At 70.1% G+C, this 16,805-nt stretch carries 16 protein-coding genes; 5 read left to right on the plus strand and 11 right to left on the minus strand.

Translation table 11 applies throughout. The features are described 5' to 3' along the window. Positions 1-7 precede the first annotated feature (7 nt). The 4 genes from ATL45_RS32705 to ATL45_RS32720 are packed head-to-tail and all read right to left on the minus strand — an operon-like array spanning position 8 to position 4,008. Complete coding sequence (locus ATL45_RS32705) at positions 8-1,441, minus strand: Na+/H+ antiporter NhaC family protein (protein WP_093145887.1); 1,434 nt, start codon at positions 1,439-1,441, stop codon at positions 8-10. Continuing rightward, a complete protein-coding gene (gene menC, locus ATL45_RS32710; protein ID WP_093145886.1) occupies positions 1,438-2,556 on the minus strand; it encodes an o-succinylbenzoate synthase in 1,119 nt (372 codons plus the stop codon). The genes ATL45_RS32705 and menC overlap by 4 nt, the downstream gene beginning before the upstream one ends. After that, a complete protein-coding gene (locus ATL45_RS32715; RefSeq protein WP_093145885.1) occupies positions 2,556-3,227 on the minus strand; it encodes a MurR/RpiR family transcriptional regulator in 672 nt (223 codons plus the stop codon). Before ATL45_RS32715 ends, menC begins: the two co-directional genes overlap by 1 nt. After that, entirely contained in the window at positions 3,214-4,008 is a 795-nt protein-coding gene (locus ATL45_RS32720) for a GNAT family N-acetyltransferase (RefSeq protein ID WP_093145884.1), read from the minus strand. The genes ATL45_RS32715 and ATL45_RS32720 overlap by 14 nt, the downstream gene beginning before the upstream one ends. A gap of 140 nt (positions 4,009-4,148) precedes the next feature. On the opposite strand from ATL45_RS32720, the gene ATL45_RS32725 reads away from it, so the two are divergent. From ATL45_RS32725 to ATL45_RS32735, 3 genes are all read left to right on the plus strand, one after another. Further along, on the plus strand, positions 4,149-5,276 hold the full coding sequence (locus tag ATL45_RS32725; RefSeq protein WP_246025684.1) for a M20/M25/M40 family metallo-hydrolase: 1,128 nt from the start codon (positions 4,149-4,151) through the stop codon (positions 5,274-5,276). A gap of 64 nt (positions 5,277-5,340) precedes the next feature. Further along, entirely contained in the window at positions 5,341-6,291 is a 951-nt protein-coding gene (locus ATL45_RS32730; RefSeq protein WP_211841352.1) for a redoxin family protein, read from the plus strand. 222 nt (positions 6,292-6,513) lie between these two features. Next, on the plus strand, positions 6,514-8,418 hold the full coding sequence (locus tag ATL45_RS32735) for a TIGR04222 domain-containing membrane protein (protein WP_093145883.1): 1,905 nt from the start codon (positions 6,514-6,516) through the stop codon (positions 8,416-8,418). Positions 8,419-8,436: 18 nt separating this feature from the next. Here ATL45_RS32735 and ATL45_RS32740 read toward each other — a convergent pair whose 3' ends face one another. Further along, the gene (locus ATL45_RS32740; protein ID WP_093145882.1) at positions 8,437-9,261 is read right to left on the minus strand and encodes an LLM class F420-dependent oxidoreductase; all 825 of its coding nucleotides are present in this window, start codon (positions 9,259-9,261) and stop codon (positions 8,437-8,439) included. Then, positions 9,258-9,644 (minus strand): MerR family transcriptional regulator, encoded by a 387-nt coding sequence (locus ATL45_RS32745; RefSeq protein ID WP_093145881.1) that lies wholly within the window; start codon positions 9,642-9,644, stop codon positions 9,258-9,260. Before ATL45_RS32745 ends, ATL45_RS32740 begins: the two co-directional genes overlap by 4 nt. Before the next feature lie 90 nt (positions 9,645-9,734). Here ATL45_RS32745 and ATL45_RS32750 point away from each other — a divergent pair, with 90 nt between their 5' ends. After that, entirely contained in the window at positions 9,735-10,439 is a 705-nt protein-coding gene (locus tag ATL45_RS32750; RefSeq protein ID WP_093145880.1) for a class I SAM-dependent methyltransferase, read from the plus strand. 36 nt (positions 10,440-10,475) lie between these two features. Here ATL45_RS32750 and ATL45_RS32755 read toward each other — a convergent pair whose 3' ends face one another. The 5 genes from ATL45_RS32755 to ATL45_RS32775 form a co-directional block, all read right to left on the minus strand. Then, the gene (locus ATL45_RS32755) at positions 10,476-10,772 is read right to left on the minus strand and encodes a YciI family protein (protein WP_093145879.1); all 297 of its coding nucleotides are present in this window, start codon (positions 10,770-10,772) and stop codon (positions 10,476-10,478) included. Between the two features lie 15 nt (positions 10,773-10,787). Beyond that, on the minus strand, positions 10,788-12,125 hold the full coding sequence (locus tag ATL45_RS32760) for a short-chain fatty acid transporter (protein ID WP_093145878.1): 1,338 nt from the start codon (positions 12,123-12,125) through the stop codon (positions 10,788-10,790). A gap of 41 nt (positions 12,126-12,166) precedes the next feature. Then, positions 12,167-13,216 (minus strand): cyclase family protein, encoded by a 1,050-nt coding sequence (locus ATL45_RS32765; RefSeq protein WP_093145877.1) that lies wholly within the window; start codon positions 13,214-13,216, stop codon positions 12,167-12,169. A 54-nt stretch (positions 13,217-13,270) separates the two neighbouring features. Then, positions 13,271-14,602 (minus strand): MFS transporter, encoded by a 1,332-nt coding sequence (locus ATL45_RS32770; RefSeq protein ID WP_093145876.1) that lies wholly within the window; start codon positions 14,600-14,602, stop codon positions 13,271-13,273. A 205-nt stretch (positions 14,603-14,807) separates the two neighbouring features. Next, positions 14,808-15,707, minus strand: coding sequence for a LysR family transcriptional regulator (locus tag ATL45_RS32775; RefSeq protein WP_093145875.1), 900 nt, complete (start codon positions 15,705-15,707; stop codon positions 14,808-14,810). 123 nt (positions 15,708-15,830) lie between these two features. Here ATL45_RS32775 and ATL45_RS32780 point away from each other — a divergent pair, with 123 nt between their 5' ends. Beyond that, positions 15,831-16,793: a CoA transferase subunit A gene (locus ATL45_RS32780; RefSeq protein WP_093145874.1), complete on the plus strand. Its 963-nt coding sequence runs from the start codon at positions 15,831-15,833 to the stop codon at positions 16,791-16,793. Positions 16,794-16,805 lie beyond the last annotated feature (12 nt).

Here is a 16,805-nt window from a genome sequence, read left to right on the forward strand (position 1 = left end):
TCTCCTCTCAGCTGGTCTCGAAGAACAGGATCACCGCGTACATCAGGCAGCACGGCACCAGCAGCGCGAAGCCGGTCAGCAGGATGTTCTTCAGGTTGGTCGAGCGGGCCAGGCTCATCGAGCCGACCATGTTGGCGTTCGGGAACGGGCCGTAGGTGTCGGCCTTGGACGCGAACAGCAGCACCACGATCCAGGCCCCGGCGCTGATCCCGAGGCTGGCCGCGAGCTCACCGAAGACCTTGTCCAGCAGCACCACCTGCGCGGCGGTCGCACCGGGCACCCCGACCCAGCCGAGCGCGGCGATCAGCAGCGCGAACACGAACGGCGACAGACCGCGCATGTCCGTGCCGTAGGTGTCGAGGATGACCTGGAACGGCTGCAGCTCGTCGATCCCGGCGAACAGCACCGCCAGCAGCCAGAACAGCAGGAACACGTTCACCAGCCGGGCCGCGCCCCGGTACATCTGGACCGCGATCTCGGTCGGGCTCAGGCCGCCGACCAGGCCGGCCACGATGCCCATCAGCGGCAGCGCGAGCAGCGGGAACGTGGTGCCCGCGCCGGAGGCGATCGCGTAGCCGACGCTGGCGACCAGGACGAGGGCGAACGCCGCGGTAGCCCGGCCGCTGCCCCGCTTCGGCGTGTCGTCGGTGGCGCCGAGGTCGGCGGCGTCGTAGTCGTCGCCAGTGCCCTCGGTCCGCCGCTGCATCCACGGCACGATCACCAGGCCCGCGACCAGCGACAGCACCGCAAGCGGCCCCGCCCCGTAGAGCAGGTACTGCAGGTAGCCGACCTCGGCCGCGCTCATGATCGCGACGTTGGAACCGGCGAAGGGCGCCAGCGCCAGACCCGCGCAACCGCCGGTGAACATCATCGCCGCCGTCGCCGAGCGGGTGAAGCCGAGCCTGGCCACGACCGGCAGCAGCAGCGGCGCGGCGATCGCCAGCGCACCGGCCAGGGTGCCGAGGCTGGCGACCAGGAGCAGGCAGGAGACCATCACGCCCAGCGTCGCGGCCGTGCGGTTGCGCTCGCCGACCACGCGCATCACGCCGCGCACGATCGTCGCCGCGATGCCGGTGCTGCGCAGGATCTCGCCGACCCCGGCGCCGAGCATGATGACCAGGCCGATGACGGTGACCTGGTCGCCCAGCGATTCGCCGAGCAGCTCGCCGACCTCCGCCGGGGTGGGCAGCATGATCAGCAGCGCGGAGATCACCGCGACGACGGTGGCCACCATGATGTCCATGCCCAGCAGCGCGAGCGCCGCGTAGAGCACGATCGGCACCAGGCCCCACAACGTCGGCGCCTGGACGAACGGTCCGAGCGCACCGGAGAGGACGAGGCCGCCGATGGCGGTGGTGGTGATGGTCAGTCTCCGGGCCCTGGAGGGTCCGGTCGGGGCATCCGCGCGCGGCGGAGCGCCGGCGCTGTCCACATTGCTCATGAGGACTGCTTTCTGTGGGTCTGGTGGCTGTGCTCGGCGATGAAGTCCTCATCGACCTCGACGCCGAGCCCCGGGGTGGTGGGCACGGCGACGACCCCGTTGTGCGCGACCAGCGGCGGGTTCACCACATCGCTGGCGTAGTACTTCTCCGACGCCGAGACGTCGGAGGGCAGGCTGAAACCGGGCAGGCTGGAGAGCGCGACGTTGGCGATCCGGCCGATGCCGAACTCGTGCATCCCGCCGCACCACACCGGCCAACCCGCGTCGCGGGCCAGGTCGTGCGCGGCCACGGCGGTGGTCAGCCCGCCCATCCGGGACGCCTTGATGTTGAGGATCCGGCCCGCCCGCAGCGCGATCGCGGTGCGCAGGTCGTCCAGCGTGTCCACGGATTCGTCCAGGCAGACCGGGGTTTCGATGCTCGCCTGCAGTTCGGCGGAGGGCAGCAGCGCGCGGGGCGCGAACGGCTGCTCGATCATCGCCAGCTCGAAGTGGTCGAGTTCGCGCAGCACGGCGCGGTGCTCCGGGACGTCCAGGTAGGCGCCGTTGGCGTCGACGTGCAGGTTCAGCCGCGGGAACGCCGCGCGCACCTGCTTGACCGGTTCGACGTCCCAGCCCGGGGCGATCTTCAGCTTCACCCGCGGATATCCGGCATCGACCTGCCGCTGCACCTGCTCCAGCAGGTCGTCGATGGTGGGCTCGATGCCCAGCGACACCCCGGCCACCACGGTTTCCCGTTCGCCGCCGAGCGCGGCGGCCAGCGGAATGCCCTGCTGCGCGGTCCACAGCGCCCAGCCAGCGGCGTCGATGCCGGCGGCGGCGAAGCGGTGTCCGCGCACCTTCCCGTACAGCTCGCCGAGTTCGCGCGGGTGCTCGACCTCGCGGCCGAGGACGGCGGGCAGCAGGTACTCGGTGGCGATCAGCCAGCTGGTCCCGACCGTGTCGGACGCGTAGTAGGGGTCGCTCGGCGAGGCGATCTCGCCCCAGCCGACGGCTCCGGTCTCGTCGACCAGCCGCACCAGGATGTGCTCCAGGTGGCTCTTGCGGTGCGAGCTGGTCTGGAAGCTGTGCTTCAACGGCAGCCGGACGCGGTGCAGCGTCGCGCTGTCGATCTTCATCAGGTCTCCGATCGGGGGTTGTCGGCTTCGTCGGCGTAGATGCCCAGTGCGCGGGAGAAGCGGTCCCGCTCGCCGAAGCGGCGTTGTGCGCCCTTGGCGCTGGCGGTGATCAGGGTGGCCAGCACGTGCGACACCGCGGCCACGGCCGTCGGTGAGTCCGAATAGGACGCGCTCTCGGTCTGCACCACGATCACCGCGTCCGCGACGGCGGCCAGCGGCGCGTCCTCGGCATCGGTGACCACGACCAGCGTGCCGCCGGAAGCGGCGAACTGGCGGGCGACCTCGATGCTCTCGCGGCGGTAGCGGCGCAGCGAGAAGACGACCAGCACATCGCTGGAGCGCACCTCGGTGAGCACGTCGACGGCCTGCACGATCCGGCCGTCGATGGTGGTCACGTTCGACAGCGAGGCGCCGAGGTCGGCGGCCAGCAGGCACGCGTAGGCGAAGGACTTGCCCGCGCCCAGGATGAACCGGCGGCGCGCCCGCACCACCAGCGCGGCGGCCCGCTCCACCGAGCCGTCCCGGGCGATCGACTCCATCGCCGCGTCCAGCGACCGGATCTCCTGCTCGGCGATCCGCTGCTGCAGCACGGCCGCCGAACGGCGCTGCACGCGCGCGTCGAAGCGCTGGCGCGGGCTGGTCAGGTCGCGGTTGGTGTCATGCGCGGTCATGGTCGCCTCCGGTGATCGGGATACGGGCGAACCAGTAAACCGAGGTCTCCGCCGACACCTGACGGCAGGAGCGGGCGACGAGACCGCGGGCCAGGAACTCGTGGAACCCGGCGCGCACCGCGGATCTCACCCCGGCGGCGCGGTCGGGTTCGAGCAGCGCCGGATCCGACGGGAGCACGAGGCGGCCGTGCGCGCCGAAGTCCTGCCAGGTTCCCCAATCGGCGCGGGTGACCGGCGGGTTCGGCTCGGCGGGCGCGAAGGGCGCGGGCGAGCCCTCCAGATCCCATTCGACGACGACCCGGTCCGAGTGCTCGTGCAGGTAGAAGTCGTCGACGTACCAGCGACCGGCCGCGCCCAGGACGTCGAGGTTGAAGTGCGCGTTGCGGGAGATCAGCGGGTCGTAGCTCCAGCGCATGTAGCGCATCCCGGTGTTGCGGGCGACCGCGGCCTGCGCCTGCTTCAGCTTGCGGCCGAGCCCGAGGCCCTGGCTCTCCGGCGCGACGACCGCCGCCTGTGAGTAGTGGTACATGCGCGTGCCGTCACCGCCGCGCATGCCGTAGGCGAAACCGAGCAGCGCGCCGTCCGCGTCCACCGCTCCGACGACCGATCCGCCGTTGCGCAGCAGCGCCGTCAGCAGCGGCGGGCTCAGCCCGACGTCGGAATCGCGGTAGCCGAAAACGCGCCGGTACAGCGCGGCGGCCTGCCGCTGCAGCTCGGCGGTGTCCAGGTCCCGGACGACGAAATCGGCCGCCCGGAGCCCCGATGCCGGTCCGCGTCCCACGGCCCCTCCTTCACGCAGCGCATCGGCACCATCGCCCCGAGTCGCCACCATATGAAACGTAACTCGCACAAGATGAGTCCAGATTTTCCTTTTGTCAACGGTCTTGTGTGGACAAGTTCGGGCATATACGTTTCGTATCCGTGAGTCAGATCGAGACGCTCCCCGTCCAGCCGATGCGCGACCGGCTGCACCGCTACGTCCAGCTGGAAACGCCGAGCGGAGGTGCGGACGCGCTCGACGCGCTGCTCGATCTGCTGGAACCGCGCTACGCCGAGCTCGGTGCCCGCACCGAGCGGCATCCGAGCGCCACCGGCGCCAACCTGGTCGCGCACTTCCCCGGCACCGGCGACAAGCAGCACGACCGACCGGTCCTGTGCCTCGGCCACCACGACACGGTGTGGCCGGCGGGCACGCTCGACGGCCCGGTGCCGTGGCTGGAGCAGGACGGCCGCATCCACGGACCAGGCGTGTACGACATGAAGGGCGGCCTCGTCGTCTTCGAGACGGCCGTCGAACTCCTCGCCCAGCGCGGCAGCGCCCACCGGCCGATCACGATGATCCTGGTGGCGGACGAGGAAGTCGGCTCACCTTCGGCGCGCGAACTCGTCGCCGAGCACTGCCGCGACGCGGTCGCGGCGCTGGGCTTCGAACCCCCGCACCCCGACGGCGCGGTCAAGACCTCCCGCTGGGGCAGCACCCGCGTCCGCCTCCGCGTGACGGGCCGGGAATCGCACGCCGCGCTGGCCCCGGAGGACGGCGCGTCGGCCATCGAGGAGCTGATCGACCAGCTGCTCGTCGTCCGCCGGATCGCCGCCGAGCACCCGGCCATGCTGTGCAACGTCGGCACGATCTCGGGCGGCGGCCGCACGAACGTGGTGCCCGGCGAGGCGTGGTGCGAGATCGGCATGCGCTTCACCGACACCGCGACCGAGAACTCCGCGCTGGCGGCGCTGCAGCGCTTGACGCCCGTCCGCCCCGGCACGACCGTCAGCGCGGACATCCTCACCAGCCGTCCAGTGTGGACCGAACCGGAGTCCACCGACCTCACCGACGTGCTGACCCGCGCCGCACGAGCGGTCGGCCAGCAGGTCGCGGGACGCCCGGCGGCCGGAGCGGCCGACACGAACCTGACGGGATCCCTGGGAGTACCGAGCCTCGACGGCCTGGGCCCGGTCGGCCGCGGAGCCCACGCCCCGGACGAACAGATCATCGCAGCCACCCTCCCCGAACGAGCAGCCCTGACCGCCTCCCTGCTGGCCCGCCTCTGACCGATTCGGTGGTCGTCCTTGACCTTGCCCTCTGGGGCAAGGTTTAGCGTGGCTTCGGAGGTGGATGGTGCGCATCGGCGAGCTCGCGCAGCGAGTGCAGGTTTCGATCAAGGCGATCCGCTACTACGAGCAGCTCGGCTTGGTGACTCCTCTTCGCAGGCCCAACGGCTATCGCAGGTACGACGAGTCGCACGTGCGGCTGGTCGAGGAGATCCGGGAGCTCGCCGCCAACGGGATTCCGCCGAGCCGGGCGAGGCCGTTCATCGAGTGCCTGGGCGCCGGCCATGCGCACAGCGACGACTGCGTGCCCTCCCTGGTCGCCTACCGCGACAGCATCGCCGAGCTGGATCGCATGATCGCCTCCCTCACCGCCCGGCGCGACCTGCTCATCCGCAGGCTGCACCGTGGCGCCGCTCGAAGTTCCGCCAAGGAGAACGCGATGACCGACTACACCGCCCTGCCCGCAGACCTACCCGCTCCCGAAGACGACGGAGCCGCCGACCACTTGGCCGGTATGTCGCTTCCTGCCCTCGTCCTGAGCGCCAGCAATGGACAGGACATCGACCTCAGCGCTCTCGCACCCGGCCGGACCATCATCTACTGCTACCCCCTGAGCGGGCGTCCCGGCACAGACCTGCCTGAAGGGTGGGACACCATCCCGGGAGCGCGCGGGTGTACCGCGGAGGCGTGCGGCTTCCGGGACCACTTCGCCGATCTGCGACAAGTCGGAGTTTCACAGGTCTTCGGCCTTTCCAGCCAGGACGCGGAGTACCAAGGCGAGCTCGTCGAACGACTGCACCTGCCGTTCCCGATGCTCTCGGACCCGGGCTTCGCGATGGCCGATGCGCTCCGGCTGCCGACCTTCGAGGCGCCCGGCCACGACCGCCTCTACTCGCGACTCACGCTGGTGATCTCCAACGGTCGCATCGAGCACGTCTTCTACCCCGTCTTCCCGCCCAACACGCACGCCCAGCAGGTTCTCGACTGGCTGACCCGGAGCACGAACGTCGGCTAGGCCGAAGCGCCTACCCTGTTCTGGTCCGTTCTTCTACGCCCCGAGGCGTTTCCCGGATGACGGCCGGGTTCGGTGTTCGTGGCCCGGCTGGAGCCGGTAGGCTGCCGAGCCGTCGCGGGGACCGGTATCGAGCTCTGGGGGCTCGACCACGAATGCTCCGGTGCGGGAACACCGGAGTCGTCCGCCGGATCCACCGGACGCGATGCGCGTGGTGGGGTTCGCATGGGGTTTTCGCCGGAAGCGATCGAAGCCGGGCCGTACCTGGCCGGGTACGCCGTCCTGCTCTGCGCGGCTTCGGCCGTCCGGGCGGGCGCCTACTTCTGGGCGCAGTCCAGGGCGATCACCCGCACAGCGCCTCCGTTGGGGCCCTACGACGTGGCCGAGGTGGCCGGATATTCGGACCGGGTCGTCGAGACCGCGCTGGCGGGCCTGGTGGATTCGGGCGCGGTCACCGTCCATCCCGGCGATCCCACCGAATTCCGCCCCCGGCCCGATGCCGGGCAGCGCGTTCAGGACCCCGTGCAGCGGCAGGTGCTCGAGCTGTTGCCGAGCCATGCGAACCTGCACTCGCTGACCAGGGCGTTCACCCGGACCGAGACCGCCGCCGGCTTGCGACGCAGGCTGGTGTCCGCGGGATTCCGGCTCAGCTACCCGGGACGCGAATTCCTCACATGGACCACCTGGGCGCTGCTCCCGCTCGCTTTGCTCACGATGACGGTCTGGCAATGGGGGTCGGAAGCGACCGTCCTCCTCCTGTTCCTCGAGGTCATCACATCTGCAACCGCCGCCGTCTGGTGGGGAGCGTCGCTGCCGTTGACAGGCACTCGACGAGCGAAGCGGCTGAGGGCGGAGATCGCATCTGTGGAGCGCAAGTACCAGCCCACGGACAGGCAGAAGGAAAAGGAGAAAGTCCCGGCGGAAGCGGTGGTGCGGAAGGTGCGCGAGGCCGTCACCGCGCGTGCCGGGGAGTGGGGCCTGGCTCCCGGCTGGATCGGCTCCGCGACCGGCATGGTGCCCTTCCTCGGCTGGCGCGGGTACAGCGCTGAACGGGGCGAACACCTCGAACCCCAGCGGTACTGGGCACCGGGCATCCGGTGGTCCGCGCCGAAATCCGGGCCACGCCGCGATCTCGGGTGGCGCTACCGGGCTCTGGGTGCAGCATGCGGTGTGCTCGCGATGGGGATTCTGTTTCCCGGAATGCTGTACCTGAACGTGTTCTCCATCCCGCTGTTCCTGGTTCTCAGCGCGGTCGGCGCCCGACTGGCGATGCAGGGGAAGAAGCATTTCGCCGCGGACGGGCGCGAGGTGTTGCACACCAGCTACGCCCCGCCGGTGCTGTACCTCCGGTCGTTCGCCCACGACGCCCTGCTCGAACGGCGTGCACCGTACCGGTCGCTTATGACCGCCCTGGGCTCCGGAGGCTCGTACCTCGAGGAACTGGCCACCGCGGTCCGCCGTTTCGGCACGTTCGTCGCGATCGGCAACCCCGGCAATCCGCTGCCCGTGCTGGGACCCGCGCACATCTACGTTCCACCGGAACCGGATCCCGGCCCGGATCTCCATCGCTGGCAGGCCGAAGTGCTCAGCCTGATGCACGGCGCCTCGCTGGTGCTGATCTCGGCAGGACACAGCGAGGGCCTTCGGTGGGAGTTCGCACAGGCGGCGTCGCTGATGCCGCCGGAACGACTGGTGGTCCTCGTCCCGCTCAACCGCGAGGAATACGCCCGTTTCCGGGAGCGCACCCACATGTACTTCCGCGCGGGTCTGCCCGCCGACCCGCGCAAGCGCTCCGTCCGGAACAAGGAGCAGATCCACGGGCTGATCTACTTCGACCGTGACTGGACGCCGCATTTCGTCGAGTTCCGCCGCCACGCGCTCCTGCAACTGCACCTGGGCCGGATCGCGATCCGCCCGAGCCTGCGCCGGGTGCGGAACCGGCTGGCCCATGCGCTGTACCCGGTCTTCCGCAGCAACCGCGTCGGCTGGCCGGGCATCGTGCTTCCCGTCCCCTTCGGCCGGACCAGCCGCCACCGCGTCGTCCCAGGGCTGTCCATTGCGAGGGCACTCGTGTTGGCCGTGGCGCTGAGCATCGCGGCTGCCGTGGTGTCCAGCTTCACCGGTCAGTAGCCAGGTCGGACTCGCGTCTCAGCTCGAGTAGCGGGTGATCAGGGCCGCGAGTTCGTCGAGCTTCCGCAGTGCCGCGGACTCCGGCAGGGCTTCCAGGTGGAAGGTGGCGCGGTCGGCTCCGGCCTCGGCGAACCGGTCCAGGTTCGGCAGGTCGTTCTCGTCGGCGGGCACGTTCATGACGACACCGGTGCGCTCTCGCGCGGCCAACTCCGACCGCATGTCCTGGACGTCCTCCGGCGCGACCACCAGCGGGAACCAGCCGTCGCCGTGCTCGATCACCCGGCGGCGCGCGGCTCGGCTGTGGCCGCCGATGTAGATCGGCGGGTGCGGCCGCTGGACCGGCTTCGGCCACTGGTGGATCGGGCCGAAGTTCACGTGCTCGCCGTGGAAGCTCGTCTCCTCCTCCGTCCAGATGGCCTTCAGCGCCGCCAGCTGCTCGTCCATCAGGCGCCCTCGGGTGCGCGGATCGACGCCGTGATTGCGCATTTCAGCCTCGTTCCAGCCCGCGCCGACGGCGAGGAGCACGCGCCCGCCCGAGAGCAGGTCGAGGGTCGCCACCTCCTTGGCGGTGTGGATGACGTCGCGCTGCACCAGGATGGCGATGCCGGTGCCCAGCCGGAGCCGTTCGGTGGCCGAGGCCGCCGCGGTCAGCGCCAGGAACGGGTCCAGCCCGCGGTAGTACTCGCGGCCCGGTGCCGATCCGTCCGGCAGCGTCGTGCCCCTGGGGATGTGGGAGTGCTCGGCCAGGAACAGCGATTCGAACCCCCGCTCCTCCGCCGCTTTCGCCAGCACGTCCGGCCGGATGGTCTCATCGGTCGCGAAGGTCGAGATGCCGATCTTCACCGCTGCGCCTCCCGCTGCTCGCGCAAGCGTTCCACCCGGCGGGCCAGCCTGTCCCGGTGCTCCTGGATCCTGGCCAACCGCTCGTCGAGCACGGCCAGACGTGCTTCGTGGATCTCGAGCGCCTCGTCCACCCCGTCGCAGGGGAAGTGATCGGCCTGGTCCAGGCACGGCTCCACCCGCCGGACGTCCTCGACCGTCAGCCCGGCCGACAGCAGCTCGTGGACGTTGCGCACGCGGACTTCGACGTCTTCGTCGTACTCCCGCCACCCGACCTCGGTGCGCCTGCTGTGCAGCAGACCGCGCTGCTCGTAGTACCGGAGGGAACGCCTGCTGACGCCGGTTCGCGCTGCCAGCTCCCCGATCTGCACTGTTGCCTCACCCATGCCGACGACACTAGGCGCTGACACCGGTGTCAAGGTCAAGCCCGGAAATCCGGTGGCCCGGCGGTGCTCCGGTGTAGCAAGATCGCTGCAATGATCGATGCCGTGGGGCGGGACGCCCAGTACGAGCGCTTCGCCGATGAGTTCGCCGAGCACGCGGAGAACGGCTTCCACAACGCCCACTACGACCGGCCCGCTTGTCTGGAGCTGCTCGGTGACGTCGCGGGGAAGCGGGTTCTCGACGTCGCCTGCGGACCCGGCCTCTACGCCGCCGAGCTCGTCGCGCGCGGGGCGCAGGTGGTCGGCTGCGACATCAGTCCGCGGATGGTCGAGCTCGCCGCGCAGCGCGCGCCGTCGGGGGAATTCCGGGTGCACGATCTGGGCGAACCGCTGGACTGGTTGCCGGATTCCTCGGTCGATCTGGTGCTGTTCGCGCTCGCCTTGGAGTACCTGGACGACCGGCCGGCCGCGCTCCGGGAGCTGCGACGGGTGCTGCGGCCGGGCGGTGCGCTGGTGCTCTCGCGGTCGCACCCGACCGGGGACTGGCTTCGGCACGGCGGCAACTACTTCGAATCGCGCGTCATCGAGGAGATCTGGAGCCGCGGGTGGCGGGTGCGGTACTGGGCCACACCGCTGGAGGCGACCTGCGAGGAGCTGTTCGAAGCCGGGTTCCTCATCGAGCGCCTGCGGGAACCGCGACCGACCGAGGCCGCCGCGGCGATCTCCCCGGAGCGCTACGAACGGCTGCACCGCGAACCCACCGGCTTCCTGGCGATCCGCGCCCGCCCGTCCTCGTGAGCGCCTGACCTGCTCAGGTCAGGCGCTCACGACGCCTCACAGGTATCCCCTGCCGTCGAGGTAGGCCTTGCGCCACCGCATGATCTTCACCTCGGCGAACAAACCTGCCAGCGCGAACGGATCCCGCGCGATGAACTCCTCGGCCTCGGCGCGGGTTTCCACCTCCAGCAGGTAAACCCCGCCGGAGGCCGTTTCTCCGTCGTCGGCGAGCTTGGCGCCGCAGGCCAGCAGCAGTTCCTTGTGCTCTTCGAGGAACGCCAGGTGCGCGGGCCGGTTGTCCAGCCGCACCTGCTGGTGGCCGGGCTTGTCGAAGGTCTCGATGAAGTAAGGCATTTCGTCCCTCCCGGGTCAGCCGAGGAATCCCCACAGCAGGATCGCCGCGATGTAGATCAGGCCGACCCAGAACATCATGATCACCGTGTAGCCCATGACGTCCTTGAGGCGCAGCCGGGACAGGGCCAGCGCGGGCAGGATCCAGAACGGCTGCACCAGGTCGTTCCAGGCGTTGCCGAGCATCACCGACATCGCCACGTCCGGCATCGGGGCGCCGATCGCGTTGGCCGCGTCGACCATGAACGGCCCCTGGATCACCCAGTGCCCGCCGCCCGACGGTGCGAAGAAGTTGATCACGAAGGAGCTGATCAGGCCCCAGAAGCCCAGCGTCTCCGGGGTGGAGATGTCCACGAACACCTGCGAGATCGTGCCGACCAGGCCGGAGGCGGCCATGATCGCCATGATGCCCGCGTAGAACGGGTACTGGAGGATGATGCCGGAGATCGTCTTGATGCCCTCGCCGAGCTTGGCGACGTAGGCCGCCGGGGTGCCCAGCAGCAGGATGCCCAGGAACAGGATGAAGAAGTTCACCAGGTCCAGGTCGGCGGCTCCGCCGTGGATGAAGTACACGACGACGTAGACCATGCCGAGCGCGCCGATCAGCAGGCTCAGGACCCGGCTGTTGTTCAGCCGCGAGGCCACCGTGACCGCGCCGAAGTCCTCGATCTCCAACGGCTTGCCCTTGCTCTCGACGTGCAGCGCGGGGTCGATCTCCGTGACCGGCTGGCCCGGCTTGGGGTGCAGCATCGCGTTGAGGACGGGCAGGGTGAGCAGCACCGCGAGCGCGGTCAGCAGCATCGGCAGCGAGAAGATGGTCTCGGCCAGCGCGATGACGCCCATCTTGCTCTCCAGGGCGTGCCCGCTGGTGGAGATGGTCAGCGGGATCGTCGCCGAGAGTCCGAGGCCGTACATGGTGAAGCCGCTGTAGGCCGCGGCGATGATCAGCGGGTAGTGCACGCCGGGCACCTTCAGCGCCAGCTTCTTCGCCACGATCCCGCCGATGACCAGGCCGAAGCCCCAGTTCAGGTAGGAGCCGACAGAGCCGATCAGGGTCGCCACCGCCACTGCGGTGCGCGGCGAGTGCACCCGGCTGACCACCGCGTTGAGCACCCGGTCGGTGACCGGGGCGCTGGCCAGCACGTAGCCCATCGCCAGGATGACGGCCATCTGCGTGGTGAACGACAGCAGGTTCCAGAAGCCGTCGCCCCAGGCCTCGGTGATCTCGATGAAGCCCTTGCCCTCCACCGTCAGCGCCAGCAGCAGGGTCAGGAAGGTCAGCCCGATCGCGAAGACGAACGGATCGGGCAGGTACCGGCGCATCAGCTCGGTGAAGAAGTTGGCGATCTTGGACATCGGTGCTTTCCTTGCCGACCGGGACGTCCCGGCGCGTTGATCTAGACGGTGGCGACCGGGGTGACCGGCGAGCCGGCCGCTCCGGGCAGGTTCAGCGGCGGAGCGGTGAGCAGGAACCGGCTGCGGCCGCGGGCTCGCAGGTGTTCGGCGAGCGGGGTGAGCCGCCACAGCTCACCGAGGTGCACTCCGAGCTTGAACAGGCAGTGCTCGTGCAGCGGCAGAACCGCGCTGGGCACCGGCGCCTCCGGGGCCGGGAACGCCTCCACCGCGTAGTTGTCGGCGACCAGCGCGGCCAGGCCCGAGTCGGTGATCCAGCGCAGCAGATCCGGGTCGCGCCCGTTGAGGACGGCGCCGGAGCCGTGCAGTACCTCGGGATCCGGGTCACCGCCCATCGCCACGACCTGCTCGGCGAAACCGGTGTGCAGGCAGACGATGTCGCCCTGCTCCACGACGATCCCGTCGGCGGCGATGATCTCGGCGAGCTGCTGGTAGCCGACCAGGGTGCGCTCGTCGCCGAGGTGGGCGCGCAGGTCGATCAGCACCGCGCGGCCCTGCACCGCGGTGCGGGCCATGTGGTCGATCCCGAGCGGACCTGCGGTGGAGGTGCTGCGGTCGTGCAGCGACGCCGTTCCCGCGTCGTCCACTCCGGACGGTCCGAGCACGTGCTCGTCGGCGCGGAACCCGTTGTAGAACACCGGTTCCGGCACTCCGTCGCCGTCGGCGTCGAACATCGCTCCGGCGTGGGCCAGGGAGTCCCACTGCGTCGAGTACTGCAGGTGCAGGACGGCCAGGTCGTCGCAGAGCACGTCGGTGCGGCCGGGCTGCAGCCGGTCCATGCCGAAGTTGAAGTTGACCTGGCCCGCGCGCAGGTTCGGGCGCAGCACCGGCGGGAACCGGTTGGGGTTGAGCGCGGTCCCGCCGGGCAGGTCCAGCGGCAGGCTCAGGCAGAAGCTGCGGCCTTCGACGACCTCGGCGACACCGGCGCGCACCTTCTCCGGGGTGATCAGGTTGAGCCGGCCGAGGTTGTCGTCGGGACCGAACTCGCCCCAGTTGGAGCCCTCGGGCCGTCGCACCCAGCGCGGGTTCTGCATGGAAACCTCCAGGACGGTGCGGCTCCCCTCGCGCGGGGAGCCGCACCGGTCGGATCAGGCCGGGACGGCCTCGGCGCGCGCGTTCTCGGCGTGCGCGCGGTCGTCGTGGTTGGGGCGACGCAGGAGCAGCAGCATGCAGCCCAGGGTCAGCAGCACCTGGAAGATCGCGTAGGCGATCACCGCGGTGATGGAACCGGAGAGGTTCAGCAGGAACTGGCCCACGATCGGCGTGGTGCCGCCGAGGATCGTGCCGCACAGCTGGTAGCACAGCGAGATGCCGGTGTAGCGGACGTGCGCGGGGAACCGGCTGGCCAGCATGCCCGCCAGCGCCGCGTAGTACAGGCAGTGCGGGATGGTCGCGATCGCCACGCCGAACATCGCCAGGCCGTAGTCGTTCGTGCTGATCAGCACGAACATCAGCGGCAGCAGCACCACCTCGGGCAGCAGCATGATCGTCACCGCGCGGGACCAGCTGCGCATCTTGGTGGCGATGACCGCGCCGAAGGGCTGGACGAAGATCTGCACGATGTTGGCGACCAGGATGATGGTCAGGAACGAGCTCTTGTCGAACTCGAGGGTGCTGGTGGCCCAGGACAGCGCGAAGGTCGACTTGAAGTAGGTGGCCGACAGGCCGATCGTGCAGGCGCCGATGCCCAGCGCGAGCAGCGTCGGGTGCGAGCGCACGACCTCCCAGACCGGCAGCTTGGCGACCTTCTTGTGCTCGATCAGGTTGGCCATCGCCGGCGACTCGGTGACCCGCATCCGGATGAACAGGCCCACCAGCACCAGCAGCGCGGAGGCCAGGAACGGGATGCGCCAGCCCCAGCCCAGGAACGCCTCGTCCGGCAGCTGGCTGATGGCCAGGAAGCTCAGCGTGCTCAGGGTGTTGCCGACCGGCGAGCCCTGCTGGGCGAAGGCGCCGTAGAGGATGGACTTGCCCTTGGGCGCGTGCTCGGAGGCGATCAGCACCGAGCCGCCCCACTCGCCGCCCAGGCCGATGCCCTGCACCATGCGGATGATCACCAGCAGGATCGGCGCCCACACGCCGATCTGGGCGTAGCCGGGCAGCAGGCCGATCAGGGTGGTCGCGATGCCCATCATCAGCAGCGTGATGACCAGCGTCTTCTTCCGCCCCAGCCGGTCGCCGATGTGGCCGAAGATGATGCCGCCGAGCGGGCGGGCCAGGAACCCGACCCAGAACGTCGCGAACGCCACGAGGGTGCCGAGCGCACCGTCGAGCTCCGGGAAGAAGACCTTGTCGAAGACCAAGGCCGACGCCGTGCCGTAGATGTAGAAGTCGAACCACTCGATCGTCGAGCCGATGAAGGCCCCGATCCCGGCGCGGTTGGCCGTCCGGCTCTGCTCGCGCGCGTTGACCGCACCCATGCATTCTCCCTTGAAGCTTCGGTGCCGGTGAGCGCTCAGCACGCGCTCACGTCCCGATGTGATGGGGGCAACCGTTTCACCTCACACCAAGACTGTCCAATACAGAATCGGTGCGACAGCAAGACGCCACGGCTCTCAATCGACGGCGTCTTGCCTGGTCACCGCGTGGATCACCGTGCAGGCCGGTCCCATTCGACCGGAATGTTCAGAGCGCGGCCGGGGTGGGCAGCGCTTCCTCGGCGATCTCCAGGACCGTGCGCAGGGCCGCCGAGGCGTTGTCGGTGCGCCAGGCCAGCGCCGCGTGCATCCGGGTCGGCTCGCCCGCCAGCGGCCGGTAGATCAGGCCGGTCTGCTGGATGTGCTGGCAGGAGGTCAGGGTCAGCGTGACGCCGACGCCCGCGGCCACCAGCGCGAGGATCGTGTAGGAATCCGGCGCCTCCTGCACGACCCTCGGGTTGAAGCCGCCCGACACGCACGCCTTGACCAGCGCGTCGCGCAAGGTGGATCCGGCGTTGGCCGGGAAGCTGACGAACGGCTCGTCGGCCAGCTGCTCGATCGCGATGCGCTCCTGCTGGGCCAGCGGGTGGTCGGTGGGCAGCGCGCAGATCAGCTCCTCGACCTCGATCACCCGGGTCCGCACGCCGGGCTGGTTGACCGGGAGCCGGACGAAACCCAGGTCCAGCGAGCCGTCGGCGACCTTGGCCAGCGCGACGTTGGCGTAGGTCTGCCCGCGCATCACCAGGTCCAGGCCGGGATGCGCGGCGCGCACCGCGCGGGTCAGCAGCGGCAGCGATTCGTGGCTGGAGGCACCGGCGAAGCCGACGGTGACCCGCCCGTACTCGCCGCGACCGGCGGCTTTGGCCGCGCGCACCGCGGTGTCGACGTCGTCGAGGACCGCGCGGGCCGGCTCCAGGAACGACTCCCCCGCGCTGGTCAGCCGCACCGATCTGGTGTTGCGCTCGAAGAGCTGGACGCCGAGCTCGCGCTCCAGCTGCCGGATCTGCTGGCTCAGCGGCGGCTGCGCCATCTGCAACCGCTTGGCCGCCCGGCCGAAGTGCAGTTCCTCGGCGACGGCGACGAACGCGGTCAGGTAGCGAAGCTCCACGGCAGACCTCGGCATATTCATCAGTGAACGCTCTTGATCCGACACTAATTCAGTATTGGACAGCTATCAATGGCGGCTGGCAGCGTGAGCTCGACCCGAACCGAAAACCGAGGAGCCCCGACGATGCACAACCCGGTCGCCGAGCCGGTCCGCAGGCCGGACAAGACCACGACGATGCGGGAGGCCATCGCCGCCCACGTCACCGACGGGGCGACCGTGGCGCTGGAGGGCTTCACGCACCTGATCCCGACCGCCGCCGGGCACGAGATCATCCGGCAGGGCCGCCGGGACCTCACGGTGGCGCGGATGACCGCCGACATCGTCACCGACCAGCTGATCGCCGGTGGCTGCGTGCGCAAGCTGGTGTCGTCGTTCGTGGGCAACTCCACCGCCGGTTCGCTCGGCGAGCTGCGCCGCCGCATCGAGACCGGGCAGCCCGAGCCGCTGGAGTACGAGGAGTACAGCCACTACGGGATGATCTGCCGCTACCTGGCCGGTGCCCAGCGGCTGCCGTTCTACCCGCTGCGCTCCTACGCGGGCAGCGACGTGCCGTCGGTCAACCCGGGCATCCGCAAGGTCACCTCGCCCTACCCGGGCCCGGACGGCGAGCCGGAGCAGATCTACGTGGTGCCGCCGCTGAACCCGGACGTCACGATCATCCACGCGCAGCGCGCCGACCGGGCGGGCAACACCCAGATCTGGGGCTTGACCGGCATCCAGGCCGAAGCCGCCTACGCCGCGCGGAAGGTGATCGTGGTGGTCGAGGAGGTGGTGGCCGACGAGGTGATCCGCTCCGACCCGAACCGCACCGTCGTGCCCGCGCACGCGGTGGACGCGGTGGTCGAGTGCCCGCGCGGCGCGCACCCGGCCTTCGCGCAGGGCTACTACGACCGCGACGGCGACTTCTACCGCGGCTGGTCGCACATCAGCAAGGATCCCGAGCGGCTGCAGCGGTGGCTCGACGAGTGGGTCCGCGGCACCGCGGACCACGCCGAGTACCTGGCCAAGCTCGGCACCGAGGCCCAGCAGCGGTTGTCGGTCGGCGAGGCGTGGAGCGAGCCGGTCAACTACGGACGTCGGCAGTGACGCCGACCAGCG

The organism is Saccharopolyspora antimicrobica, from assembly GCF_003635025.1.
GTDB lineage: Bacteria > Actinomycetota > Actinomycetes > Mycobacteriales > Pseudonocardiaceae > Saccharopolyspora > Saccharopolyspora antimicrobica.

Coding starts and splice junctions, on each gene's coding strand:
- ATL45_RS32705 (WP_093145887.1), bottom strand. CDS start 1,441: ATGAGCAATGTGGACAGCGCCGGCGCTCCGCCGCGCGCGGATGCCCCG.
- ATL45_RS32780 (WP_093145874.1), top strand. CDS start 15,831: ATGCACAACCCGGTCGCCGAGCCGGTCCGCAGGCCGGACAAGACCACG.
- ATL45_RS32715 (WP_093145885.1), bottom strand. CDS start 3,227: ATGACCGCGCATGACACCAACCGCGACCTGACCAGCCCGCGCCAGCGC.
- menC (WP_093145886.1), bottom strand. CDS start 2,556: ATGAAGATCGACAGCGCGACGCTGCACCGCGTCCGGCTGCCGTTGAAG.
- ATL45_RS32755 (WP_093145879.1), bottom strand. CDS start 10,772: ATGCCTTACTTCATCGAGACCTTCGACAAGCCCGGCCACCAGCAGGTG.
- ATL45_RS32750 (WP_093145880.1), top strand. CDS start 9,735: ATGATCGATGCCGTGGGGCGGGACGCCCAGTACGAGCGCTTCGCCGAT.
- ATL45_RS32735 (WP_093145883.1), top strand. CDS start 6,514: ATGGGGTTTTCGCCGGAAGCGATCGAAGCCGGGCCGTACCTGGCCGGG.
- ATL45_RS32745 (WP_093145881.1), bottom strand. CDS start 9,644: ATGGGTGAGGCAACAGTGCAGATCGGGGAGCTGGCAGCGCGAACCGGC.
- ATL45_RS32770 (WP_093145876.1), bottom strand. CDS start 14,602: ATGGGTGCGGTCAACGCGCGCGAGCAGAGCCGGACGGCCAACCGCGCC.
- ATL45_RS32760 (WP_093145878.1), bottom strand. CDS start 12,125: ATGTCCAAGATCGCCAACTTCTTCACCGAGCTGATGCGCCGGTACCTG.
- ATL45_RS32765 (WP_093145877.1), bottom strand. CDS start 13,216: ATGCAGAACCCGCGCTGGGTGCGACGGCCCGAGGGCTCCAACTGGGGC.
- ATL45_RS32730 (WP_211841352.1), top strand. CDS start 5,341: ATGGTGCGCATCGGCGAGCTCGCGCAGCGAGTGCAGGTTTCGATCAAG.